This window comes from Psychrobacter sp. ER1 (assembly GCF_048631835.1).
Lineage (GTDB): Bacteria > Pseudomonadota > Gammaproteobacteria > Pseudomonadales > Moraxellaceae > Psychrobacter.
Map to the genome: position 1 here is coordinate 2,701,808 of NZ_CP184640.1, position 18,674 is coordinate 2,720,481.

Consider the following 18,674-nt stretch of genomic DNA (forward strand, 5'->3'; position numbering starts at 1 on the left):
TTGTTACTTTTCCTATCTTGGTTTTAGGTGGTTAACATTATTATACTTATGTCCAATGGCAGTTAAGGTAAACTTTTACTGTTTAAGCCGATGAATGAGCACTACTAAAAGATCAATAAACACGGTTCTAATATCTGCTGCACTATTTTTTAACTTGTTTGACTGTATGTTTTTCCATCTTATAGAGAGGATGTTTTATGAAGAAATTATTAACCACGACAGTGATGGCCGCTTCATTGTCAGCACTGACTTTAACTGGTTGTACCAGCACTACCAATTCTGGCGCAGTTGGTGTTGATCGTCAGCAGTTGCTATTAGTGTCTAGTGAGCAAGTATTGGCACTATCTGCTCAAAGCTATGCCAAAACAATACAAGACGCAAAATCAAAAGGTGTGCTAGATACCAATACTGCTCAGCTAAACCGCTTAAAAAATATTGCCAACCGTCTAGTTGGTCAAGTTGGTGTCTACCGCGCAGATGCAGCCAAATGGCAATGGGAAGTACACACCATCAAGTCTAACGATTTAAATGCATTTGTGGTGCCGGGTGGTAAGATTATGTTTTATTCAGGCATCATCGATCGTCTGAACCTTACTGATGATGAGATTGCTGCCATTATGGGTCATGAAATCTCTCATGCATTGCGTGAGCATTCACGTGAGCGTCTGTCACGCGAGTATGCAACCCAAACTGGTATTGGTCTGGCTGCTAGTATATTTGGCTTATCACAAGGACAGGCTGAGTTAGCTGGTACTGCGGGTAATTTAGGCTTGAGCCTACCCCACAGCCGCACTCAAGAAAGTGAAGCTGATCAGATCGGTCTTGAGCTGATGGCACGTGCAGGTTATAACCCTCAGGCGGCTGTTACGCTTTGGCAAAAAATGCAAAAAGCAAGCCAAGGTGAGCCACCACAATTCCTCAGCACTCACCCAACGAGCAGCAGCCGTATCGCAGAGTTACAGTCATTGATGCCAAAAGTTACGCCTCTATATCAACAGTCGCGCCGCTAATAAGTAGATAATTAGCTACTCCTACGCTTTAGCAGTGCGCATTTAGATATCATAGAAGCAAAGTACAGCCACAGTGTTGTGCTTTGCTTTTTTAGTTATAGCCAGACATTACAGGCTTTATAATTGGCAAGCATTGTAGTTGATAAGCATTGTAATGGGCAGGGTTTGCAATTGTTCGATTTGGCAATCGCACGCTATCCCGCTTATCGTGTCTGTTATAATGCCGATAAATATTATTTGCAGATTGCCCAATCAAATTGCACAAAATACATTGAAGGATTGTTATGAGTACCACACCTACGGCCGACGCACTTCATACTGAATTACAAGCGCTAGAACCGCAGCATATCGAACTGATCAATGAGTCGATGTCGCATGCCGGTTACTTTGAAGGTAAAGAAAGCCACTTTAAACTCACTATCGTTAGCGATGAATTTGACGGCAAAAGACTGGTCGGGCGTCATCAGCTGATATATGGCTTAGTCACGCCTTTGCTTACTTCACAAGGCGGCCAAGTACATGCTCTCGCTATCCATGCCTATACTCCGACAGAATGGCAAGGTCAAAGCCCTGCGAGTCCATTATGTGCTGGTCAAAACAAATAGACGATTATGTTTGAATCGCAACTAACTATTCTAAATTAGCCTATATACTGCAGTTTTAGAGGGAGCAATATTCAATGAAACATCTACATATGCTGATGGCAGCGCTGACTGTTGCGCTATTTTTATATCAAAGCTACTTAGTACTCAGCGCAGATAGACACGCACCACGAGCAGTCAAAATAGCCACGCATATTATCTATGCCCTGCTTATCTTGTCAGGTGCGATGATGCTAATGCAATTGATGGGTGCCAACGCTCCTGTACAGTGGGTGTTTGCCAAAATCATCTTACTGATCGCGGCTATTAGCTCAAGTATCAAAGCGTTTAAGGTTGATGCGACACCTGTGCAAAGAAAAACAGGTATCCTTATCGCTGCCGTTGCTTATATCGGGATCGTCATACTTGCCTTTGCCAAGCCAGCAAACTTATTTTAATAGGCGATTTTTTGTTTTAACAAATAACCGTTTTAGAAAGCTATCGTTATGTTGATGACATGATACGAAAATTTTTCATCATCGATGGATTTTCAATATCTTAATCACGCTATTTTTGCTATCTTAAATAGATATAAATACAATCACTTAGCCACTGGAGCCATTATGAAAACGTTTACGACAGCGACACTACTAGCTGGCATTTTTGCGCTCTCAGGCTGTGCCTCTACTGGTAACATCACCCCGCAATATGTACCGCCAAGTACTTATCAGAATTATAATTGCCAAGCACTTGGCCAAGAGTATACTCGTGTCAACCGCTATGTCGAAGCGGCACGCAATGAGCAGTCTACCCTATCGGCATCAGGCGTCGGTGTTGGTGTCTCTGCAGGACGCTGGGGTATCTCGCCGAATATCAGCTTTGGTCTAGGCAAGAGCAACAATACCAAAGCACGTGATGCAAAATTATCGCGTCTCTACGGTGAGCGTGATGCAATTGTCCAATCTGCCCGCATTCAGCGTTGCAGTTTTGCCAATGGCATTAAAATTTATGGTGAATAAGCTTAAGAAAATGCAAGGCTATCTGAACGACTAAGATAGTGTATGACACCGTAAAATAGTACATGACACCATAAAGTAGTACATGAAATAGCAAAAAAGCCAATATGCAGATCGCGTATTGGCTTTTTTACTGCTACGGTTTTTTATAAGAAAACATGAGCTTTTAGATAGATAGCTTGGAGAAAAAGTAATCTAGCCTGACTAATACTACGACTGTAAGCTTTGCACCCATTGGATGATTTGATGACTTGGTAGCGCGCCTGATTGTCGAGCGACTTCCTGACCATTTCTAAAAGCAACCATCGTTGGCAAGCTGCGAATATTGTAAGGCGCGGCTGCCTGCTCGTATTTATCCGTTTGTACCTTGGCAAAGACCACCTGTGGCAATTGGCTAGCCGCGCTCTTGAACTCTGGCGCCATCATGATGCAAGGCTGACACCAGCTCGCCCAAAAATCCACGATAGTCAGCACATCGTTCTTTTGGATGACATTATTGGCTGTTTGCGCATTTAGCTCATGCGGACTGGCAGTCAATAATGGCTGACCACATTTACCGCATTTTGGCGCAGCGCTTAGTCGTGCAGCAGGTACACGGTTGGTTGCTTGGCAATGTGGGCATACTAGATGAAAACTTTGCTCACTCATTATTTAATTCCTATTCTAATTATTTTGTTATTTCAAATACTATTCATGAACTCTTTTATATAAAAGCTATTTACGTTGATTGATTACATAAATAATTTTAGCATAGTTAATTGGGCTTATCCTTTATGCCAGTTGCTGTGCCACACCGCTATACACATAGCTCATCGGCCGTGGACCTGGCAAATACGCTTCGCTCAACTCATCAATAGCAAACCCACCTTCTCTAATAAGCGCCGGAATATCGCGATTTAAATGACACCCACCTGCTATAGGTTTCCAAAAAGGTGTCAATCGATGCTGCCAGCGTTCAACAGAAGAGTCTGGTGCCAGTCCATGCTCACAAAATAGTAAGCGACCGCTAGGTTTTAGCACGCGCGCCATTTCTCGAAGCGCCACTACTGGGTCATCAATACTGCACAAGGTAAAAGTCATTACAATCGTATCAAATTGATCTGTATCAGCATGAATACCTTGTACATCGACGGCTATCACTTCAACCGGAATGCCAATGTCAGCTGCACGCTCACGGGCAAGTGACTGCATCTGAGCTGCTGGATCCACACCGATAATAGAAGAGACTTTATTAGCATCATAAAACTGTAAATTCAGACCGCTGCCAATGCCAATCTCCAACACCTTACCGAGCGCTTGCGGAACAATTTTAGAACGCGCTTTCATCACATTACCCGTACTACAGGCAATATCTATCATCTTTGGCAACACATAGCGCTCGTAAGGGTTCATTGCTCTCTCCAGTTATTGCCGCACTTAGCGCTTGCAGTTGGTCATACATAGCATTTAAAAATGGACAGTCTACAGGTTAGCATTCTTATAGATATCAATCATACGATACTTACGTAGAGCTGCATCGGGTAATGATTTTAATTTGGTGGTGTTCTAAAAAGTATGCTGGCATTAGACGTAGCCATAATTGACATAAAAGAACACCAAATCAAAAACCTTAAAGTGATTATCAAGCTTCTTAGAGAAACAACAGGTTTTTCTAACCGCCCGACGCAATCGGTGTCTAAGACGGCAGTTATTACCTTCAATGCCTACCGTATGAGATTTGCCAACTCGTTTGTGATCAAGTTTAAAGGCGGTTATAAAACTGTCCCAGTTATCCATGCTAATCGATTCATAGCTGACTGTAAGCTGCTTAAGACGCGCTCTTAACTTCTTAGCCGTTTTTAAGTCACGTCTGCCCCAAACATAAGCAACAATCTCATTGGTAGCACGGTCATAAGCATAAATAAGCCAAACTTTACGCTTTTTGCGATACACGTAAGTCCAGAATTCATCAACCTCTAAGCGTTCATAGTAGCGCTTCTTAGGCGCGATCTTATAAACAGATGAGCCTATGGTACTAAGCATTTTTCCAATACTGACTGAGGCCATAACCGCTATGTCTCTAACACCGCAACCATGAACCGTCATTAGCCGTATCTTATCTTCTATTTGGGAGTGACAACCTTGGTAGGTTAAAGCATGATCACCAATGAATTGACGTTTGCAGTCCTTACACTGGTAGTTTTGCTTACCATAGCTTTTTATGCCATTTTTCTTTAAACTGGGACTGTGACAGTCGGGGCAGCTGATATCTATTTGTGTCTTCATAACCTTAAATATATCATCTTGCTTTGGCTGTCACCCTCCTTTTATCTCCTCAGCATACTTTCTGACACACCACCCATTTATTAAACTGTTTAACTTATCCACCGAGGACATTGATCGGAACTTTTAGATAGCGTGTACCATTGTCTTCTGGCTCGGGGAAATGTCCTGCATCGATATTGATTTGTACAGCGGGAATTATGAGGCGAGGCATATCTAGAGTCGCATCACGGCGCTCACGCATTTGTACAAACTCTGCTTCGTTTATACTGTCTTTAACATGGATATTCTCTAGTTTTTGCGCGGCTACTGTTGTCGTTGGGCAGTGCTGACGACCTTTGCTTGGATAATCATGACACAGATACATGACCGTATCTTCAGGAAGTGCTAGTAGCTTCTGAATAGACTGATAGAGTGTTTTGGCATCACCACCCGGGAAATCACAGCGTGCTGTACCGACATCAGGCGCGAACAACGTATCCCCAACGAATACCACTGTTTTCTCATCATCAGCGGCTAGATAAGCCATATCGGCACGTGTGTGACCGGGTACATACATCGCAGTGATAGTAATATTGCCAAGCTCTAAGGTCTCGCCTTCGTCTGTCAAAATATCAAACTGGCTGGCATCAGTGCGGAAACTGGTGTCAAAGTTAAAAATTTGCTTAAAGATTTTTTGTACTTCGGTGATATGCTGACCAATGACTAACTGTCCGCCAAGGCTTTCTTTTACATGGATGGCCGCTGATAAATGATCTGCATGCGCATGGGTCTCGATAATGTACTTGAGTGCCCAATCCTGCTTACGTACAAACTCAATCACTTCATCGACACTACTGGTATTGGTTCTGCCTGACTTAGCATCGAAGTTCAATACAGGATCGACAACGGCGCATAATTTTTGCTCAGTATCAGCAAGTACGTGGGTATAGGTTTCTGTATCGCTATCTAAAAAAGAATGAACTTGCATGGCGGCCTCTTTGATTATTTATACATAAGTTATTTATACATATTTTGGTCATAGGGATTTTTATGTTCAATTAACCCTTAAGTATGATATTCAGTCGTATATAATGCGTTCCTACGACTTATCTGATGCCACCAATATAACAACCACCATACAATTTATCAATTTATATAATGTAATTAATGATAACTTGCTATGTGGCGTGATATCATTGATAATCAACTATATATTGTTCAAAACATCATGGCATTTGTTACCATCTAATGTAAGGAATTTGTTCTGACTACTTCTATTTCAGCCGAAGGTACACCTACTCGCAGTACTACTGACGATGGGTCATCTGATACTGCAGATTTAGTACCTGCCGATCTTGCCAAGCAAATGCAGCAAGCATCGCTACAAGCCAGCCAACTATTAAAGTCGCTATCGCACCCTGATCGCCTACTTCTTCTTTGTCAATTGACCCAAGGTGAATATTGCGTCGGTGAGCTTGAGGATTTGGTTGGAGTTGGACAGCCGAGCTTATCGCAGCAACTGGGTATATTGCGTAAAGACGAGCTGGTCGCCACACGCCGCGAAGGTAAGCAAATTTACTATAGTATCGCAAGCGAAGATGCGCTAGCTGTACTCGATCTGCTGTATCAACGTTTTTGTGCCAAAGCAGAATAACGCCGCCCTCGCCTAATTATTTGTACTATCTACTGTGGTGATTGATATGTCCTCTATCGTCGCTCGTCTGATTCCAGCTTGGCTGCGTCAATACCAGCTCTCAGCGTTGCCGACTGATCTCGTCGCAGGCATAGTGGTGGGCGTGTTGGTCATACCGCAGAGCTTAGGTTACGCCGTGTTAGCAGGACTGCCGCCTGTCTATGGTCTATATGCAGCGATCGTACCTGTCCTCGTTTATGCGTGGCTCGGCTCTAGCAACGTGCAAGCTGTAGGACCTGTTGCCATTACCGCCATTATGACAGCCAGTGGTCTACTGCCATATGCTGAGCAAGGGACTGAACAGTATGCACTGATGGCTAGCCTATTGGCACTGATGGTAGGTGCACTGCTGTGGATAGCAGGCAGATTAAAACTTGGCTGGATCATGCAGTTTATCAGTCGCGGTGTGTCCGCAGGGTTTGTAAGCGGTGCAGCAGTCCTTATATTTGTCAGTCAGCTCAAATATCTGACCGACATTCCGGTCACTGGCAATAGTTTGATTGGGTATTTGACTACTATGCAACGCTATGCCAGCCAGCTGCATCCATTGACCTTAGCTATTGGTGTGACCGCATTTGCGCTATTGGTTGCCAATCGCTATGCAAGTGAGTGGATATGGCAGACGTGGCTATCATCGTCATATGCCAAATGGGCAGAGCGCTTATTCCCGCTTATTTTACTTGGCATCGCTATCGTACTCAGTATGGCACTGCATTGGAGCACACATGGTGTGGCGACCATCGGTCGTATTCCACAAGGGCTACCGAGCTTTACGTTACCGCATATCTCAGACCTACAAGAGGCGCTGAAGCTATTGCCAACCGCAGGACTGATGGCACTGATCGTATTTGTGTCAAGTAGTTCAGTTGCCAGTACCTATGCCCGCTTGCGTGGTGAGAGCTTTGATGCCAATCGTGAGCTGACTGGACTTGGACTGGCCAATCTGTCTGGTGGACTGTTCCAAAGTTTTGCGGTTGCTGGTGGTTTTTCGCGTACGGCTATCAATGCCGATTCAGGTGCTAAGACACCACTTGCCAGTCTCGTCACCGTACTGGTGATGATTGCCGCGCTTATAGCCTTTAGCAATGCACTTGCCCCACTGCCCTATGCACTACTGGGCGCAACAATCATGGCCTCCATCATTGGCTTGATAGATATTGCGACGTTGAAATCTGCATGGCAGCGCGATCGCTTAGATGGTGCTAGCTTTTTGGCAGCGTTCGTCGGTGTGCTTATATTTGGGCTAAACACGGGACTGGTCATTGGTTTAATGGTGTCATTCGCCAGTCTCATCTGGCAGTCGAGTAAGCCACATGTGGCTGTCGTTGGGCAATTGGGCGGTACAGGACATTTTCGTAATATCAATCGCCATGACGTCGTAACTTTTGACAACTTATTGATGTTGCGTATCGATGAGAGTTTGTTCTTTGGTAATAGTGAATCTGTACATCGACGCATCCTCAATGCCATGCAGCAATATCCAGATGCCAATGAAATCATATTGATTATGGCGGCCGTCAACCATATAGATCTGACCGCTCAAGAAATGCTTTGCACCCTAAACCACGAATTGGCATTACAGAACAAGCGCTTACACTTTAGCTTTATCAAAGGTCCTGTGATGGACATCATCGGTCACACCCCATTGATTAGCGAGCTATCAGGGCAAGTCTATCTGAGTACCTTAGATGCTGTCGATGCGTTAAAATAATTTATAGTTTGCTCATAACAAAATCGCTGCGACATTAATTTCACTCAACCTCAATTACTATTGTCGCCTACAACACAATATCGCTATGATAGCGCCTGTGTTATGCTAGACGCACTAAATAGGGAGTCAATTAACCTAGAAATCGGTCTAAAAAATTGCTGATTTATAGTCCTTTGATATTCTTAGCCTAACCCTCAATAATAAATATACTTTAACAAATATAACTGAACCTATTTTATGACCGATGATTTAACGATTTATAAGCAAATATACCCAAGCCAATGCGTTAAGATTGCTGAGCTTGGTTATCGCTCAGTGCTTAATATTCGACCAGATGCTGAGATTGAAACACAGCCTAATAGCTGCGATTTGGCGACTGCTACGGAACAGGCGAACCTAGCGTATCAGCATCTGCCGTTTGATGATGAGCGTCTAAGTATGCTGACGGTCGAGCAGTTTGCCGATTTCTATCACTCAATGCCCAAGCCTATATTAATGTTTTGTGGCACTGGGGCACGCGCCAAGCTACTGTACCAAAGTGCATTGATGCAAGGTCTGTTATAACGATAACCGTCGCTCGAACTAACACGTTTTATAAACCCAACAACACCAATAAAAAAGGAGCTCTTATGAGCCATGAAGTTAGCTTTACCGGACAAATCACGCCTGACCAAGTGCCTATGATTGCCGAAAATGGTTTCAAAACCATTATTAACAACCGTCCTGATGGTGAAGAGCCAAATCAGCCAACCAGTGCCGAAATCGAAGCAGCCGCCAAAGAAGCTGGTCTTGCTTATAAAGAGATTTCTTTTGCAGGTAATGAGCTAAATCAAACTCACGTTGAAACGTTTGCAGATTTCTTTAATCAAGCTGAGCAGCCAATGCTGATTTTTTGCCGCACAGGTAACCGCTCAAACGGTATCTATGAAGCAGCTAAGCAAATGGATTTGTTAGACGACTAGTGCAGCATAAATAGACTAGAAAGTTAGCGTATTTAGCCCACAGAATCTTGTGGGCTTTTTACTGCGCTTGTCATTATTCTCAAAGTTTTATTAGCCACAAACAGCCCAATCACTGCCTAGTTACTGCCTAATCATTTCCCGATAGCTTCCAACAACCTCGACCAACCTCAATAGTCACGACAAGTGGGTTACTATACGAGCGTAATACCGCTATTATCATTTGATAGGCATGAGCTAGCTTAGTGGTTAAGACACCTAAATAGCTAGACGATTAAATACCTAAACACATGGAATGTGAGCAGCTGTATGGTGACAAAGTTGCCCCGCTGCTATTTACTTTCAAAAAGCCATCTTGATATGGCATTTTAGTTTTACAAGGAATGTTTGATGAATAATACCGCGCTAGCATTACTGCCACTAGCCCTTGCCTACATTATGTTCACTCTAGGAGCAGGGCTAAAACTGAGTGATTTTAAGGTCATTGCCAAATATCCGAAAGCGTTCTTTGTTGGCTTAATCAATCAAGTTGTGTTGGTACCGTTGGTTGCGCTAGCAGTCGTGTTAGTGACGGCTCCGCCACCAGCGATTGCTTTTGGGATTATGCTGATTAGTTTTTGTCCCGGTGGCGTCACTAGCAACATGCTAACCTACTATGCCAAAGGAAATGTCGCGCTCTCTATCGCGTTGACCGGTGTGGTCAGCATATTGTCGGTGATTACATTGCCCATTTTAATTACATTGGCTTTTGATCATTTTATGAAAGATCAGGCAAACTCTATTAGCGCGATAAAGATTGGCCTAGTCATGTTCTTATTGACCACATTGCCCGTATCTCTTGGTATGCTTGCTCGCCACAAATTTACGGACTTTATGGTACGTCGTAGCAGCCTTCTAAACGGCTTGGCCAGCGTATTTTTGTACTAATTGTCTTCGCTGCTATTGCCTCTAACTGGCAACTACTACAAACACAGTTCACTCAAATTGGTTTAGAGCTGGTCTTTATCATTGCTATTTTATTTGCTATTAGCATCTTAATTTCTAAAGTCCTAAAGCTTAGCTGGTTTGATACCAAAACCATCTCGATAGAAACCAGTATTCAAAATAGTACGACGGCTATCACCTTAGCCCCTATCATCATGGGCGTGAGCACACTACCCGTCATCGCGCTGCCTGCTGCTTTGTACGGTGTGCTGATGTATTTCGTTGCGCTGCCTGTTATTTTCCTAATTAAAAACAAGAATTGATGATAGCGAATGTAAGAAATAAAAAGCGTCCTTCTAAATAAGTGCCCGTCTAAATATTAGATGGGCGTTTTTTTCGAAATATGATTTACATAATAGAAATATGGCTCGGTTTATAGACTGGGCAATACTCAATATTGAGTACATAATAAAATGCTACTGTTATCGCTTAATAGGACTCTATGATGCTAAAACCGCTATTAATTATTGGTAATAAAAACTACTCGTCTTGGTCGCTACGAGCATGGCTATTGCTTAAAGCATTCAATGTTGATTTTGATGATCAGCTTGTTGAGTTGTTTCATCCATCAGCACGTCCAACGCTCGAAGCGCATTCGCCAACAGGTAAAGTACCTATTTTAGTCTATGGTGAAAAAGATAATAAAGTAACCGTTTGGGACACCTTAGCTATTGCTATTCATGTTAATGAGTACTTTACGGATATTGATATTTGGACAGGCAATGATAAATCTAACGCTGAAAAACGGAATAATAATCAAAGTAGGATAAATAGCGCCTATTGCCAAAGCATCGTGGCTGAGATGCATTCGGGATTGACAGGCATTCGTAACGAGATGCCGATGAATATACGAGCAACGGCTAAGATACAACCAAGTAGTGCTTGCTTAGCAGATATCGCTCGTATCGAAGACATTTTTGCCGATTGTTTAAAAGATCGCTCAGCAGACAGTTTCTTATTCGGAGATTTCACAGCAGCTGATGTGTTTTTTGCTCCAGTGGTGCTGCGATTACAGACTTATGCTGATGCATCTAATATTACTTTGCAGCCATTTACCAAGCAGTATTGCCAAACCATGCTAAATCATCCGCACATACAAGCGTGGCAACAATCAGCACTGACAGAGACTCGTATTATTGAAGAAGATGAAGCAGGAGAAATACTGTCTGTCGTTGGCGTATTGGCGAATAACCATTCATTTTAGGCATAAATAATATCTTGCATAAAAAAACCACTTCAACTCAGTTAAAGTGGTTTTTTCTTTCATGAGAAATAAAGCCTACAGGTACTACTGTTTTTGGTCTAACGCTTCTTTCACTGCTTTTTTACCCCATGCGCTCAAATCGAGATCCAACTTTTCATACTCTTGCGCATCAAATAGCGGCTCTTTAACCCCTGATTTTAACTGACTTGCAAAGTCGTCAAGTAGACGCTTAGCTCGCGGAAACAACATTATCAAGGCCAATAAGTTTGCTAGCGCTAGCATCGCCCATCAACGGATCAGCAAAGAAGAACACTGCGGTTGCTGCAGGAGCCACTGCGCCCAAGAATAATACCGCAATCACAACAATTCGCAAAATCAGAGTCGCCATTTTGATATTCTTTTGATCAAGAAATTAATGGCATTTTCACCCATATAATAGTTATACATGATAGAGCTTAGGGCAAATAACAATATCGATATGGTGAGAATATACTGCGCCCAATCCCCAAGCTGGGTCGTTAGCGCCTGCTGTGCCAGTACAATACCATCGACTTCAGCACCTGGTTGATACACGCCGCTCAGTAAAATCATAAATGCGGTGGCACTACATACGATTATCGTATCAATAAACACAGACAGTGACTGCGAGATACCTTGACTAACAGGATGAGTGGCGTAAGCGGTGGCGGCAATATTAGGCGCAGAACCCAAACCTGCTTCATTAGAGAATAAACCACGCTTCATGCCTTGCTCAATCGCCACACCAATACCACCGCCCACGACAGATTCAATGCCAAAAGCATTTTTAACAATCATTACCATCAGTGCAGGCAATTCTGTAAAGTTAAACGCAATAATAATAAGTGCCATACTGATATAGATTAATGCCATAACCGGAATGACAACGTCGGCTACTTTAGCAATGCGCTGAATACCGCCAAAGACAATAAATCCACCTGCAATTACCAGTACTACACCCGTTATCCAGCGGTCAATCCCAAAGCTTTCAAGCGCTGATCCTGCTACCGTGTTGCCTTGGAACGCGATAAACCCAATAGAGAAAGACAGTAGTAAAGCAATAGCATAAATGACGGCAAGCCAGCGATAGTCTTTACCTAACCCATGTAAAATATAGGTCGCAGGGCCACCGCGAAAGTTACCATCAGTGTCTCTACGCTTATAAAGCTGCGCTAAGCTACACTCGACAATACTGGTCATCATGCCAATTAAGGCCACAACCCACATCCAGAATACCGCTCCCGGTCCTCCTAAAGAGATGGCAACAGCAACACCAGCAATGTTACCGCCGCCCACACGTCCACCGATAGAAACGAGCAACGCCTGACGAGCAGAAATTCCGTCGTCTCCTACTTCATCCGTTTTGAACACACGGAACATACGTTTAAAATATTTAAACTGAGCGAACCTACCTACGATGGTAAATAATAAACCAAAAATAATTAGCATAGGCACGAGCGCCCAGCCCCACGTTAGATCCCCGACTAGGGCAAAAAAGCTTCAATGTATTCCATGCCTACTTTCCTTATAGTTCATGACGCTATGATAGGTTTTATTGCATACATTATTGCATCAACAACACGAGTTTGTAATGCAAATGTCGAATTTGTAACGTAAATACTGATATTTTCTGAGTGAAATCGCGTTATTTGTTTACTTAAGAGTCCATTTTCTAAATATCAGGATTTTTTATATAGACGTATTTATGCGATAGCACAAAAAACCACCTCAACCGAGGTGGCTTTTTATACTGAAACTAAACCGAACAGCTTACTGCATGACCAAGTATTCAAACGCTGACAATGCCGCTTTACTACCTTCACCCATCGCAATGTTAATTTGCTTAAATGGTACGGTGGTTACGTCACCACAAGCAAAGATACCTTTACGATCTGTACGGCAGCGCTCATCGATTTCGATCTCACCAAAGCGGTTTAGATCAACGAAGCCTTTGATGAACCCAGTGTTTGGTACTAAACCAATCTGTACAAACACCCCTGATAAATCACGCTCATGAGTCTCACCTGTGCTGCGATCTTGGTAGACGATAGATGATACTTTGCCATCAGTCGCTTTGATCTCTTGCGTCTCTGCACCGGTAATGAACTCGATGTTAGCTTTCTCTTTAGCTTTGTTGATCAGTACTTGGTCAGCTTTTAATTCATCAGCGAACTCGAGTACAGTAACGTGATTAACGATACCTGCCAAATCTAGTGCTGCTTCAACACCTGAGTTACCACCGCCGATCACTGAGATATCTTTACCCTTGAAGAATGGGCCGTCGCAATGCGCACAGAAAGCCACACCTTTACCAATGTTTTCTTCTTCACCTGGTACACCAAGCTTTCTCCACTGAGCACCTGTCGCTAAGATAATACTACGAGTATTAAAAGTCTCACCAGTGTTTAGGTGAATACTGTAGTTCTCTTCTTCAGTCTCGTCGATTTCTTTAACGCTCACATGCTCTTTTAATGTGATGTTGTATTCGGCCAAGTGCTTGACAAAGTTGGTCGATAAATCTGTACCATTGGTTAGCGGTACTGAAATCAAGTTTTCGATGTCTTGCGTATCTTTTACCTGTCCACCGATACGGTCAGCAACCATAGTTACTTTTAGGCCTTTACGCGCGGTGTAAATCGCAGCTGCCACCCCTGCAGGGCCAGCACCGATGATAGTGACGTCTTGCTGCTCTAATTGCTCAGCATCGTCTTCTACTTCTGACAATAAGTCAGGGAACTGCTCTTGCAATTTTCCGATCAATTTAGCAGTGTCGATTAAGCCGTTAGCAAATGGTTTACCATTCAAAAATACAGCTGGTACGCCTTGGATTTTGTTCGCTTCTACTTGTTCTTGGAACAATGCCCCGTCGATCATCTCATTGCTAATTCCATCGTTTAATAGCGCAAACTGATTCAATGCCTGAACGACTTCTGGGCAGCTATGGCATGACAATGACACGTAGGTCTGGAACTGTAGCGGCTTATTAAAGCGCTTAACTAGCTTTTGGATACCTTCATCCAACTTTAGCGTATGACCACCCGCTTGCAGAATCGCCAAAATCAATGACGTAAACTCATGACCACCTGGGATACCGCTGAATACGATACCAGTGTCATTTGATGCGCCATCAATGTGACTGACTACTTTGAAACTAATCGCACTAGGCAAACTATCGTCAGTTGCTTCTGCATCGAAGTTGATTTTGTCTGTTGTTCCAGCAATCTTGGTCAAAAAATCTACCAATTCTGCACGTTTTGCATGCGTACCATTACCTAATACAAAGGTAATTGGGCGTGTCATATTTTCGCTATAGCTCTTAACGGCATCTAATAAATTCTGATCTATCATGTTTGTTCCTCATTATGGCTGAATATGTAACGGCAGCTGTCATGCTACGCGTTTAAATATGAAATAGTTGGTGTTAATAACTTTGTATAAAAGGTTATATGTAGTGGGCTCTTGCCCTTTGATGTGTCTATTATCAAGCGTTTAGCGAGTTTCGGCAAGCTGAGAAACTCAAACTTTATGTTTTATAAAACCAATCATTTATTAACTTAAATAATTAAATATAAATACATAAGCAAATGATAGTGATGGTACATGGTCTATTTTTTCGCTACAATCGAATGGTATTGATAGCAATATGCATTATCAATATCGTGAAGTAGCTATCTTTATTACCATTAAACTTCCACCCCTTCCAAAAAAATCTCACCATCATAAGCGTCTTAACCATAACGTGCTTACGCTTATTCTAAGCTTGCACTAAATAACAAGGATGACAACATGACAATGACAGACACATGGCAAGATCACAGTGATATTATCGATGAGCTCAAGCAAAAGGACACGCATTTTGCGAGTATCTTTGACGAGCATACAACTCTAGATAGGCAAATCAATAAGCTTGAAAACGATGTGGTCAAGCATGCCAGTCGCGACGAAGAAATCGAACAGATGAAACGACGAAAGCTACAGCTTAAAGACGAGATTTATAAAACCATTGATAAAAATAAAGCACAGTCTCGCGCTTAATATTGCGTCTATACTTAGAGATATGCTGAAAAATAATACTAACAATATCTATGCTTAAGACGTAAAAAGACCCCATCAACTTATGTTAATGGGGTCTTTATTTGTAGCACTGACTTAAATTAGATGTTTAAGATACAGCACTACTTTTATCTAAGTATGAAATGTCTACTTAGATTTTACCAACTAGGTCAAGACTTGGCTTCAATGTGTCGCCGCCTTGTTCCCATGCTGCTGGGCAAACTTCGCCATCGTTTTCGCGAACATACTGTGCTGCTTTCACTTTACGTAGCATATCTTTCGCGCTACGGCCGATACCGCCAGCATGGATTTCAGCGACTTGGATCAAGCCATCAGGATCTACTAAGAATGTACCGCGCTCAGCCAAACCTGCTTCTTCAATCATAACGTTGAAGCCACGAGTGATTTTACCAGTAGGATCGCCGATCATTGGGTATTGTACTTTACCGATAGCTTCTGAAGAATCATGCCATGCTTTGTGCGTGAAATGCGTGTCAGTAGATACTGAGTATACTTCAACACCAAGACCTTTTAGCTCGTCATAATGAGCGGCCATGTCTTCTAGCTCAGTTGGGCAAACGAACGTGAAATCAGCTGGGTAAAATAGGAAAATCGCCCAGTTGCCTTTTACGTCTTCTGAAGTGATGGTTTTGAACTCACCGTTTACGTATGCATCTGCTGAAAATTCTGGGATTTCTTGATTGATGATAGACGCCATGGTTGGCTCCTCTATAGTTAAGTAAATTGGAAATTATTTATATGGTTTTTTCAATTAGCCCTCTAGCTCTCTGGGCTACCTGACAAACTATACGCGAATTCTACGGTTAATCCAGTTAAAAGTTTTTAATGTGATGTTTTGTTTTATTAAACTTGTTAAACTATTATCTCTACATTTTATCAGTGGTGGTTAATTGGTAATTTGCTACCTTATAAAGGTTGACCAAACATAATAAATTGCATTAAAAACCCACTAACAGAGAGGTTTTATGATTACTTTACGACAACTTGAGTTTGCCCTAGCCGTCGCCAAACATCGTCATTTTAAACGTGCGGCTGAAGATTGCAATATCTCGCAATCTGCACTAAGTTTGGGTATCGCAGAATTAGAAAAACAGCTAGATACTCAGATTTTTGAGCGCAACAATAAACAGGTATTGATTACCCCTATCGGTCAAGACATCCTCACACGGGCGCAGCGAGTGTTTTCTGAGGTCAGCGATTTGACCACGCGTGCTCATAGCCATCAGACGCCGCTTGCCTATCCCATGACTGTCGGTATCATTCCGACGATTGCGCCTTATTTGCTGCCAAAAGTACTGCCTGCGCTGCGTGCACAATATCCAGAGTTCCGTATGACCATCGTCGAACAACAGACAGAGCGTTTGCTTGAACAGGTACGCTACGGTCATATCGACACCGCTATTATTGCGCTACCTTATGCGGTAGATGGGCTACACAGTTTTGAGTTTTGGAGTGAAGACTTCTTTGCCGTGTTCCCAAAAGACGACATACATGCCAAGCTTGATACCATCAATGCTGATGAACTGGCGACTGCCAACCTGATGTTACTTGGTGAAGGGCACTGCCTAACTGACCAGACGCTGTCTGTCTGTCATTTCGACCGCGCACAAATGAAGTCAAGCTTCTCAGATGCCAGTTTAAATACCTTGATTCAAATGGCACTTGCCAATATGGGCACAACGCTAGTTCCTGAAATGGCGCTCGATCAGCTGCACCTGCAGAATCAAAATGCCGTCGCCATACCATTGGCTGAAGACGGGCCGCATCGCCATATTGCCTTTGTCACCCGTCTGAACTATGCGCGTGTCGATGATGTTAGTTTGCTTGGTGAGGTGTTTAATAAAGCATTTAAAGATGCGGTAGCTAACAAAGAATAATCAAATCATCTTTACCACGGTCATAGTGAAAAATGACATATGAAAACTGTCTCAAATAAGCATGATGAGCTTGGCAAGTGCTTTGCACAACATTTATCAACTATGACTAGCGATATTTCGCCAAAGCAAATAGATAGACTTTGGCAAAATATCGTGACGCGTTATGGCGAATCACAACGTGCTTATCATACGCTCGATCATATTGAGCAGTTATTGGTACAGTTTGAAAGTATTAAGCACCATCTGTCTGAGCAGCATATCATTGCATTGGCACTATACTATCATGATGTGATATATGACCCAACACGCTCCGACAACGAGCTAAAAAGTGCAAAATTTGCAACAGCTGCCTTGAGCCCTTATCTAAGCACAGAGCAATGCCAACAGATTCACGCTCTCATTATGATGACGACTAATCATCAGCTAGATACGTTAATAGACAGTGACAAATATAACGATGCGGCATATCTGTTAGATATGGATTTAAGTATTTTGGGTGCGCCTTGGCCTACCTACAAGCAGTATGCAAAGGCGATACGTCAAGAATATAAGCATGTCGCCGCTGACGATTACTGTGATGGGCGCACTGCAGTGTTACAAGGATTACTAGCACATCCCAAACTCTATCTGACTGACCATTACTATGAGCAGTTAGAAACGCAAGCTCGAGCTAATATCAAGCGCGAGCTTACTTTGCTCGCAGCTTTATAAATAGCTCACTACCCTGCCGCGCTGGATGTGAATTATAGCTAGGCTCCATAATATCGATATCAAAATGACTTTGAAAACGCTGCTGGTACTCTTCCTTGCTGCCGCCAAATGGTGGCTCCTCCCGTCCAAAATCCATGTCGAATAACAACCCAATTAGCTTACCTTGTGGCTTCAACAGCTTTGCCATCTGCTGCACGTATTCATCACGTCGCGACGGATTAATCGCACAAAAAAACGTCTGCTCAAGTATCCAATCGAATTGATACTGCTCAGCTGACAAGCTAAAAAAATCCGCACAGATCAGATGCTCAGAAGGGAAAGTAGGATAGCGCTCTGCAAACGTCTCAATCGGTGCAGGGGCAAAGTCAACCAGCGTGATATTGGTAAAACCTTGCTCATATAAGTAGCCCACTTCATAGGCGTTACCTGCACCTGGCACTAGTATCGCCTGATCTTTTGCGCTCTTAGGTAACTGGTCGATATAAGCTTTGAGCGGTGGTGATACCTGCCCCATATCCCAACCGATGCTGTTCTTCTCATAACGCTGCTGCCAAAACTCCGCTTGGTTGACGTTTTCCATATGACATCCCTG

At 42.9% G+C, this 18,674-nt stretch carries 23 protein-coding genes; 13 read left to right on the top strand and 10 right to left on the bottom strand.

Features of this window, described 5'->3' with window-relative positions; all coding sequences use genetic code 11:
* The first annotated feature begins 197 nt into the window (after positions 1–197).
* From ACOBWA_RS12555 to ACOBWA_RS12570, 4 genes are all read left to right on the top strand, one after another.
* Complete coding sequence (locus ACOBWA_RS12555) at positions 198–1,010, top strand: M48 family metallopeptidase (RefSeq protein WP_057761502.1); 813 nt, start codon at positions 198–200, stop codon at positions 1,008–1,010.
* A gap of 284 nt (positions 1,011–1,294) precedes the next feature.
* A complete protein-coding gene (locus ACOBWA_RS12560; protein ID WP_420229543.1) occupies positions 1,295–1,615 on the top strand; it encodes a BolA family protein in 321 nt (106 codons plus the stop codon).
* Positions 1,616–1,689: 74 nt separating this feature from the next.
* On the top strand, positions 1,690–2,049 hold the full coding sequence (locus tag ACOBWA_RS12565; RefSeq protein ID WP_420229544.1) for a SirB2 family protein: 360 nt from the start codon (positions 1,690–1,692) through the stop codon (positions 2,047–2,049).
* 165 nt (positions 2,050–2,214) lie between these two features.
* On the top strand, positions 2,215–2,610 hold the full coding sequence (locus ACOBWA_RS12570; protein WP_102091853.1) for a hypothetical protein: 396 nt from the start codon (positions 2,215–2,217) through the stop codon (positions 2,608–2,610).
* A gap of 207 nt (positions 2,611–2,817) precedes the next feature.
* Here ACOBWA_RS12570 and trxC read toward each other — a convergent pair whose 3' ends face one another.
* From trxC to ACOBWA_RS12590, 4 genes are all read right to left on the bottom strand, one after another.
* The gene (gene trxC, locus ACOBWA_RS12575; protein WP_420229545.1) at positions 2,818–3,255 is read right to left on the bottom strand and encodes a thioredoxin TrxC; all 438 of its coding nucleotides are present in this window, start codon (positions 3,253–3,255) and stop codon (positions 2,818–2,820) included.
* Between the two features lie 123 nt (positions 3,256–3,378).
* On the bottom strand, positions 3,379–3,999 hold the full coding sequence (locus ACOBWA_RS12580) for a class I SAM-dependent methyltransferase (RefSeq protein WP_420229546.1): 621 nt from the start codon (positions 3,997–3,999) through the stop codon (positions 3,379–3,381).
* A 171-nt stretch (positions 4,000–4,170) separates the two neighbouring features.
* Positions 4,171–4,872 carry an IS1 family transposase gene (locus ACOBWA_RS12585; protein ID WP_420229547.1) on the bottom strand — a complete coding sequence of 234 codons (702 nt, stop codon included), beginning with the start codon at positions 4,870–4,872 and terminating at the stop codon, positions 4,171–4,173.
* Positions 4,873–4,966: 94 nt separating this feature from the next.
* The gene (locus ACOBWA_RS12590; RefSeq protein ID WP_420229548.1) at positions 4,967–5,839 is read right to left on the bottom strand and encodes an MBL fold metallo-hydrolase; all 873 of its coding nucleotides are present in this window, start codon (positions 5,837–5,839) and stop codon (positions 4,967–4,969) included.
* A gap of 378 nt (positions 5,840–6,217) precedes the next feature.
* On the opposite strand from ACOBWA_RS12590, the gene ACOBWA_RS12595 reads away from it, so the two are divergent.
* The 6 genes from ACOBWA_RS12595 (at position 6,218) to ACOBWA_RS12620 (ending at position 11,402) form a co-directional block, all read left to right on the top strand.
* Positions 6,218–6,505, top strand: coding sequence for an ArsR/SmtB family transcription factor (locus ACOBWA_RS12595; protein ID WP_057761516.1), 288 nt, complete (start codon positions 6,218–6,220; stop codon positions 6,503–6,505).
* Positions 6,506–6,551: 46 nt separating this feature from the next.
* Positions 6,552–8,255 (top strand): SulP family inorganic anion transporter, encoded by a 1,704-nt coding sequence (locus ACOBWA_RS12600; protein ID WP_420229549.1) that lies wholly within the window; start codon positions 6,552–6,554, stop codon positions 8,253–8,255.
* A gap of 237 nt (positions 8,256–8,492) precedes the next feature.
* A complete protein-coding gene (locus ACOBWA_RS12605; protein WP_057761519.1) occupies positions 8,493–8,819 on the top strand; it encodes a beta-lactamase hydrolase domain-containing protein in 327 nt (108 codons plus the stop codon).
* Positions 8,820–8,884: 65 nt separating this feature from the next.
* Positions 8,885–9,217: a TIGR01244 family sulfur transferase gene (locus tag ACOBWA_RS12610; protein ID WP_057761521.1), complete on the top strand. Its 333-nt coding sequence runs from the start codon at positions 8,885–8,887 to the stop codon at positions 9,215–9,217.
* 387 nt (positions 9,218–9,604) lie between these two features.
* Entirely contained in the window at positions 9,605–10,141 is a 537-nt protein-coding gene (locus ACOBWA_RS12615) for a bile acid:sodium symporter family protein (RefSeq protein ID WP_420229550.1), read from the top strand.
* 499 nt (positions 10,142–10,640) lie between these two features.
* Entirely contained in the window at positions 10,641–11,402 is a 762-nt protein-coding gene (locus ACOBWA_RS12620; protein WP_420229551.1) for a glutathione S-transferase family protein, read from the top strand.
* Between the two features lie 84 nt (positions 11,403–11,486).
* Here the strand turns inward: ACOBWA_RS12620 and ACOBWA_RS12625 are convergent, their stop codons facing one another.
* From ACOBWA_RS12625 to ahpF, 4 genes are all read right to left on the bottom strand, one after another.
* A complete protein-coding gene (locus tag ACOBWA_RS12625) occupies positions 11,487–11,651 on the bottom strand; it encodes a hypothetical protein (RefSeq protein WP_420229552.1) in 165 nt (54 codons plus the stop codon).
* Entirely contained in the window at positions 11,632–11,790 is a 159-nt protein-coding gene (locus ACOBWA_RS12630; protein WP_420229553.1) for a hypothetical protein, read from the bottom strand. Before ACOBWA_RS12630 ends, ACOBWA_RS12625 begins: the two co-directional genes overlap by 20 nt.
* Complete coding sequence (locus ACOBWA_RS12635) at positions 11,778–12,869, bottom strand: alanine/glycine:cation symporter family protein (RefSeq protein ID WP_420229554.1); 1,092 nt, start codon at positions 12,867–12,869, stop codon at positions 11,778–11,780. Before ACOBWA_RS12635 ends, ACOBWA_RS12630 begins: the two co-directional genes overlap by 13 nt.
* 321 nt (positions 12,870–13,190) lie before the next feature.
* Positions 13,191–14,768, bottom strand: coding sequence for an alkyl hydroperoxide reductase subunit F (gene ahpF, locus ACOBWA_RS12640; RefSeq protein ID WP_420229555.1), 1,578 nt, complete (start codon positions 14,766–14,768; stop codon positions 13,191–13,193).
* 438 nt (positions 14,769–15,206) lie between these two features.
* On the opposite strand from ahpF, the gene ACOBWA_RS12645 reads away from it, so the two are divergent.
* Entirely contained in the window at positions 15,207–15,455 is a 249-nt protein-coding gene (locus ACOBWA_RS12645; RefSeq protein WP_057761532.1) for a YdcH family protein, read from the top strand.
* A gap of 169 nt (positions 15,456–15,624) precedes the next feature.
* Here ACOBWA_RS12645 and ahpC read toward each other — a convergent pair whose 3' ends face one another.
* Positions 15,625–16,191 (bottom strand): alkyl hydroperoxide reductase subunit C, encoded by a 567-nt coding sequence (gene ahpC, locus ACOBWA_RS12650; RefSeq protein WP_057761534.1) that lies wholly within the window; start codon positions 16,189–16,191, stop codon positions 15,625–15,627.
* A gap of 268 nt (positions 16,192–16,459) precedes the next feature.
* On the opposite strand from ahpC, the gene ACOBWA_RS12655 reads away from it, so the two are divergent.
* Both ACOBWA_RS12655 and ACOBWA_RS12660 read left to right on the top strand, forming a co-directional pair.
* Entirely contained in the window at positions 16,460–17,371 is a 912-nt protein-coding gene (locus ACOBWA_RS12655) for a hydrogen peroxide-inducible genes activator (RefSeq protein ID WP_201568716.1), read from the top strand.
* A 39-nt stretch (positions 17,372–17,410) separates the two neighbouring features.
* The gene (locus ACOBWA_RS12660) at positions 17,411–18,082 is read left to right on the top strand and encodes a hypothetical protein (RefSeq protein ID WP_420229556.1); all 672 of its coding nucleotides are present in this window, start codon (positions 17,411–17,413) and stop codon (positions 18,080–18,082) included.
* Here ACOBWA_RS12660 and ACOBWA_RS12665 read toward each other — a convergent pair.
* Positions 18,060–18,662 (bottom strand): methyltransferase domain-containing protein, encoded by a 603-nt coding sequence (locus ACOBWA_RS12665; RefSeq protein WP_420229557.1) that lies wholly within the window; start codon positions 18,660–18,662, stop codon positions 18,060–18,062. The genes ACOBWA_RS12660 and ACOBWA_RS12665 overlap by 23 nt on opposite strands.
* Positions 18,663–18,674 lie beyond the last annotated feature (12 nt).

Excerpts from the sequence above, each read along its gene's own strand:
- ACOBWA_RS12580 (WP_420229546.1), bottom strand. The coding sequence starts at position 3,999 with ATGAACCCTTACGAGCGCTATGTGTTGCCAAAGATGATAGATATTGCC.
- ACOBWA_RS12615 (WP_420229550.1), top strand. The coding sequence starts at position 9,605 with ATGAATAATACCGCGCTAGCATTACTGCCACTAGCCCTTGCCTACATT.
- ACOBWA_RS12655 (WP_201568716.1), top strand. The coding sequence starts at position 16,460 with ATGATTACTTTACGACAACTTGAGTTTGCCCTAGCCGTCGCCAAACAT.
- ACOBWA_RS12620 (WP_420229551.1), top strand. The coding sequence starts at position 10,641 with ATGATGCTAAAACCGCTATTAATTATTGGTAATAAAAACTACTCGTCT.
- ACOBWA_RS12570 (WP_102091853.1), top strand. The coding sequence starts at position 2,215 with ATGAAAACGTTTACGACAGCGACACTACTAGCTGGCATTTTTGCGCTC.
- ACOBWA_RS12635 (WP_420229554.1), bottom strand. The coding sequence starts at position 12,869 with ATGCTAATTATTTTTGGTTTATTATTTACCATCGTAGGTAGGTTCGCT.
- ACOBWA_RS12585 (WP_420229547.1), bottom strand. The coding sequence starts at position 4,872 with ATGAAGACACAAATAGATATCAGCTGCCCCGACTGTCACAGTCCCAGT.
- ACOBWA_RS12605 (WP_057761519.1), top strand. The coding sequence starts at position 8,493 with ATGACCGATGATTTAACGATTTATAAGCAAATATACCCAAGCCAATGC.
- ACOBWA_RS12660 (WP_420229556.1), top strand. The coding sequence starts at position 17,411 with ATGAAAACTGTCTCAAATAAGCATGATGAGCTTGGCAAGTGCTTTGCA.
- ahpF (WP_420229555.1), bottom strand. The coding sequence starts at position 14,768 with ATGATAGATCAGAATTTATTAGATGCCGTTAAGAGCTATAGCGAAAAT.
- trxC (WP_420229545.1), bottom strand. The coding sequence starts at position 3,255 with ATGAGTGAGCAAAGTTTTCATCTAGTATGCCCACATTGCCAAGCAACC.
- ahpC (WP_057761534.1), bottom strand. The coding sequence starts at position 16,191 with ATGGCGTCTATCATCAATCAAGAAATCCCAGAATTTTCAGCAGATGCA.
- ACOBWA_RS12555 (WP_057761502.1), top strand. The coding sequence starts at position 198 with ATGAAGAAATTATTAACCACGACAGTGATGGCCGCTTCATTGTCAGCA.
- ACOBWA_RS12625 (WP_420229552.1), bottom strand. The coding sequence starts at position 11,651 with ATGTTGTTTCCGCGAGCTAAGCGTCTACTTGACGACTTTGCAAGTCAG.
- ACOBWA_RS12600 (WP_420229549.1), top strand. The coding sequence starts at position 6,552 with ATGTCCTCTATCGTCGCTCGTCTGATTCCAGCTTGGCTGCGTCAATAC.
- ACOBWA_RS12665 (WP_420229557.1), bottom strand. The coding sequence starts at position 18,662 with ATGGAAAACGTCAACCAAGCGGAGTTTTGGCAGCAGCGTTATGAGAAG.
- ACOBWA_RS12595 (WP_057761516.1), top strand. The coding sequence starts at position 6,218 with ATGCAGCAAGCATCGCTACAAGCCAGCCAACTATTAAAGTCGCTATCG.
- ACOBWA_RS12565 (WP_420229544.1), top strand. The coding sequence starts at position 1,690 with ATGAAACATCTACATATGCTGATGGCAGCGCTGACTGTTGCGCTATTT.
- ACOBWA_RS12645 (WP_057761532.1), top strand. The coding sequence starts at position 15,207 with ATGACAATGACAGACACATGGCAAGATCACAGTGATATTATCGATGAG.
- ACOBWA_RS12630 (WP_420229553.1), bottom strand. The coding sequence starts at position 11,790 with ATGGCGACTCTGATTTTGCGAATTGTTGTGATTGCGGTATTATTCTTG.
- ACOBWA_RS12560 (WP_420229543.1), top strand. The coding sequence starts at position 1,295 with ATGAGTACCACACCTACGGCCGACGCACTTCATACTGAATTACAAGCG.
- ACOBWA_RS12590 (WP_420229548.1), bottom strand. The coding sequence starts at position 5,839 with ATGCAAGTTCATTCTTTTTTAGATAGCGATACAGAAACCTATACCCAC.
- ACOBWA_RS12610 (WP_057761521.1), top strand. The coding sequence starts at position 8,885 with ATGAGCCATGAAGTTAGCTTTACCGGACAAATCACGCCTGACCAAGTG.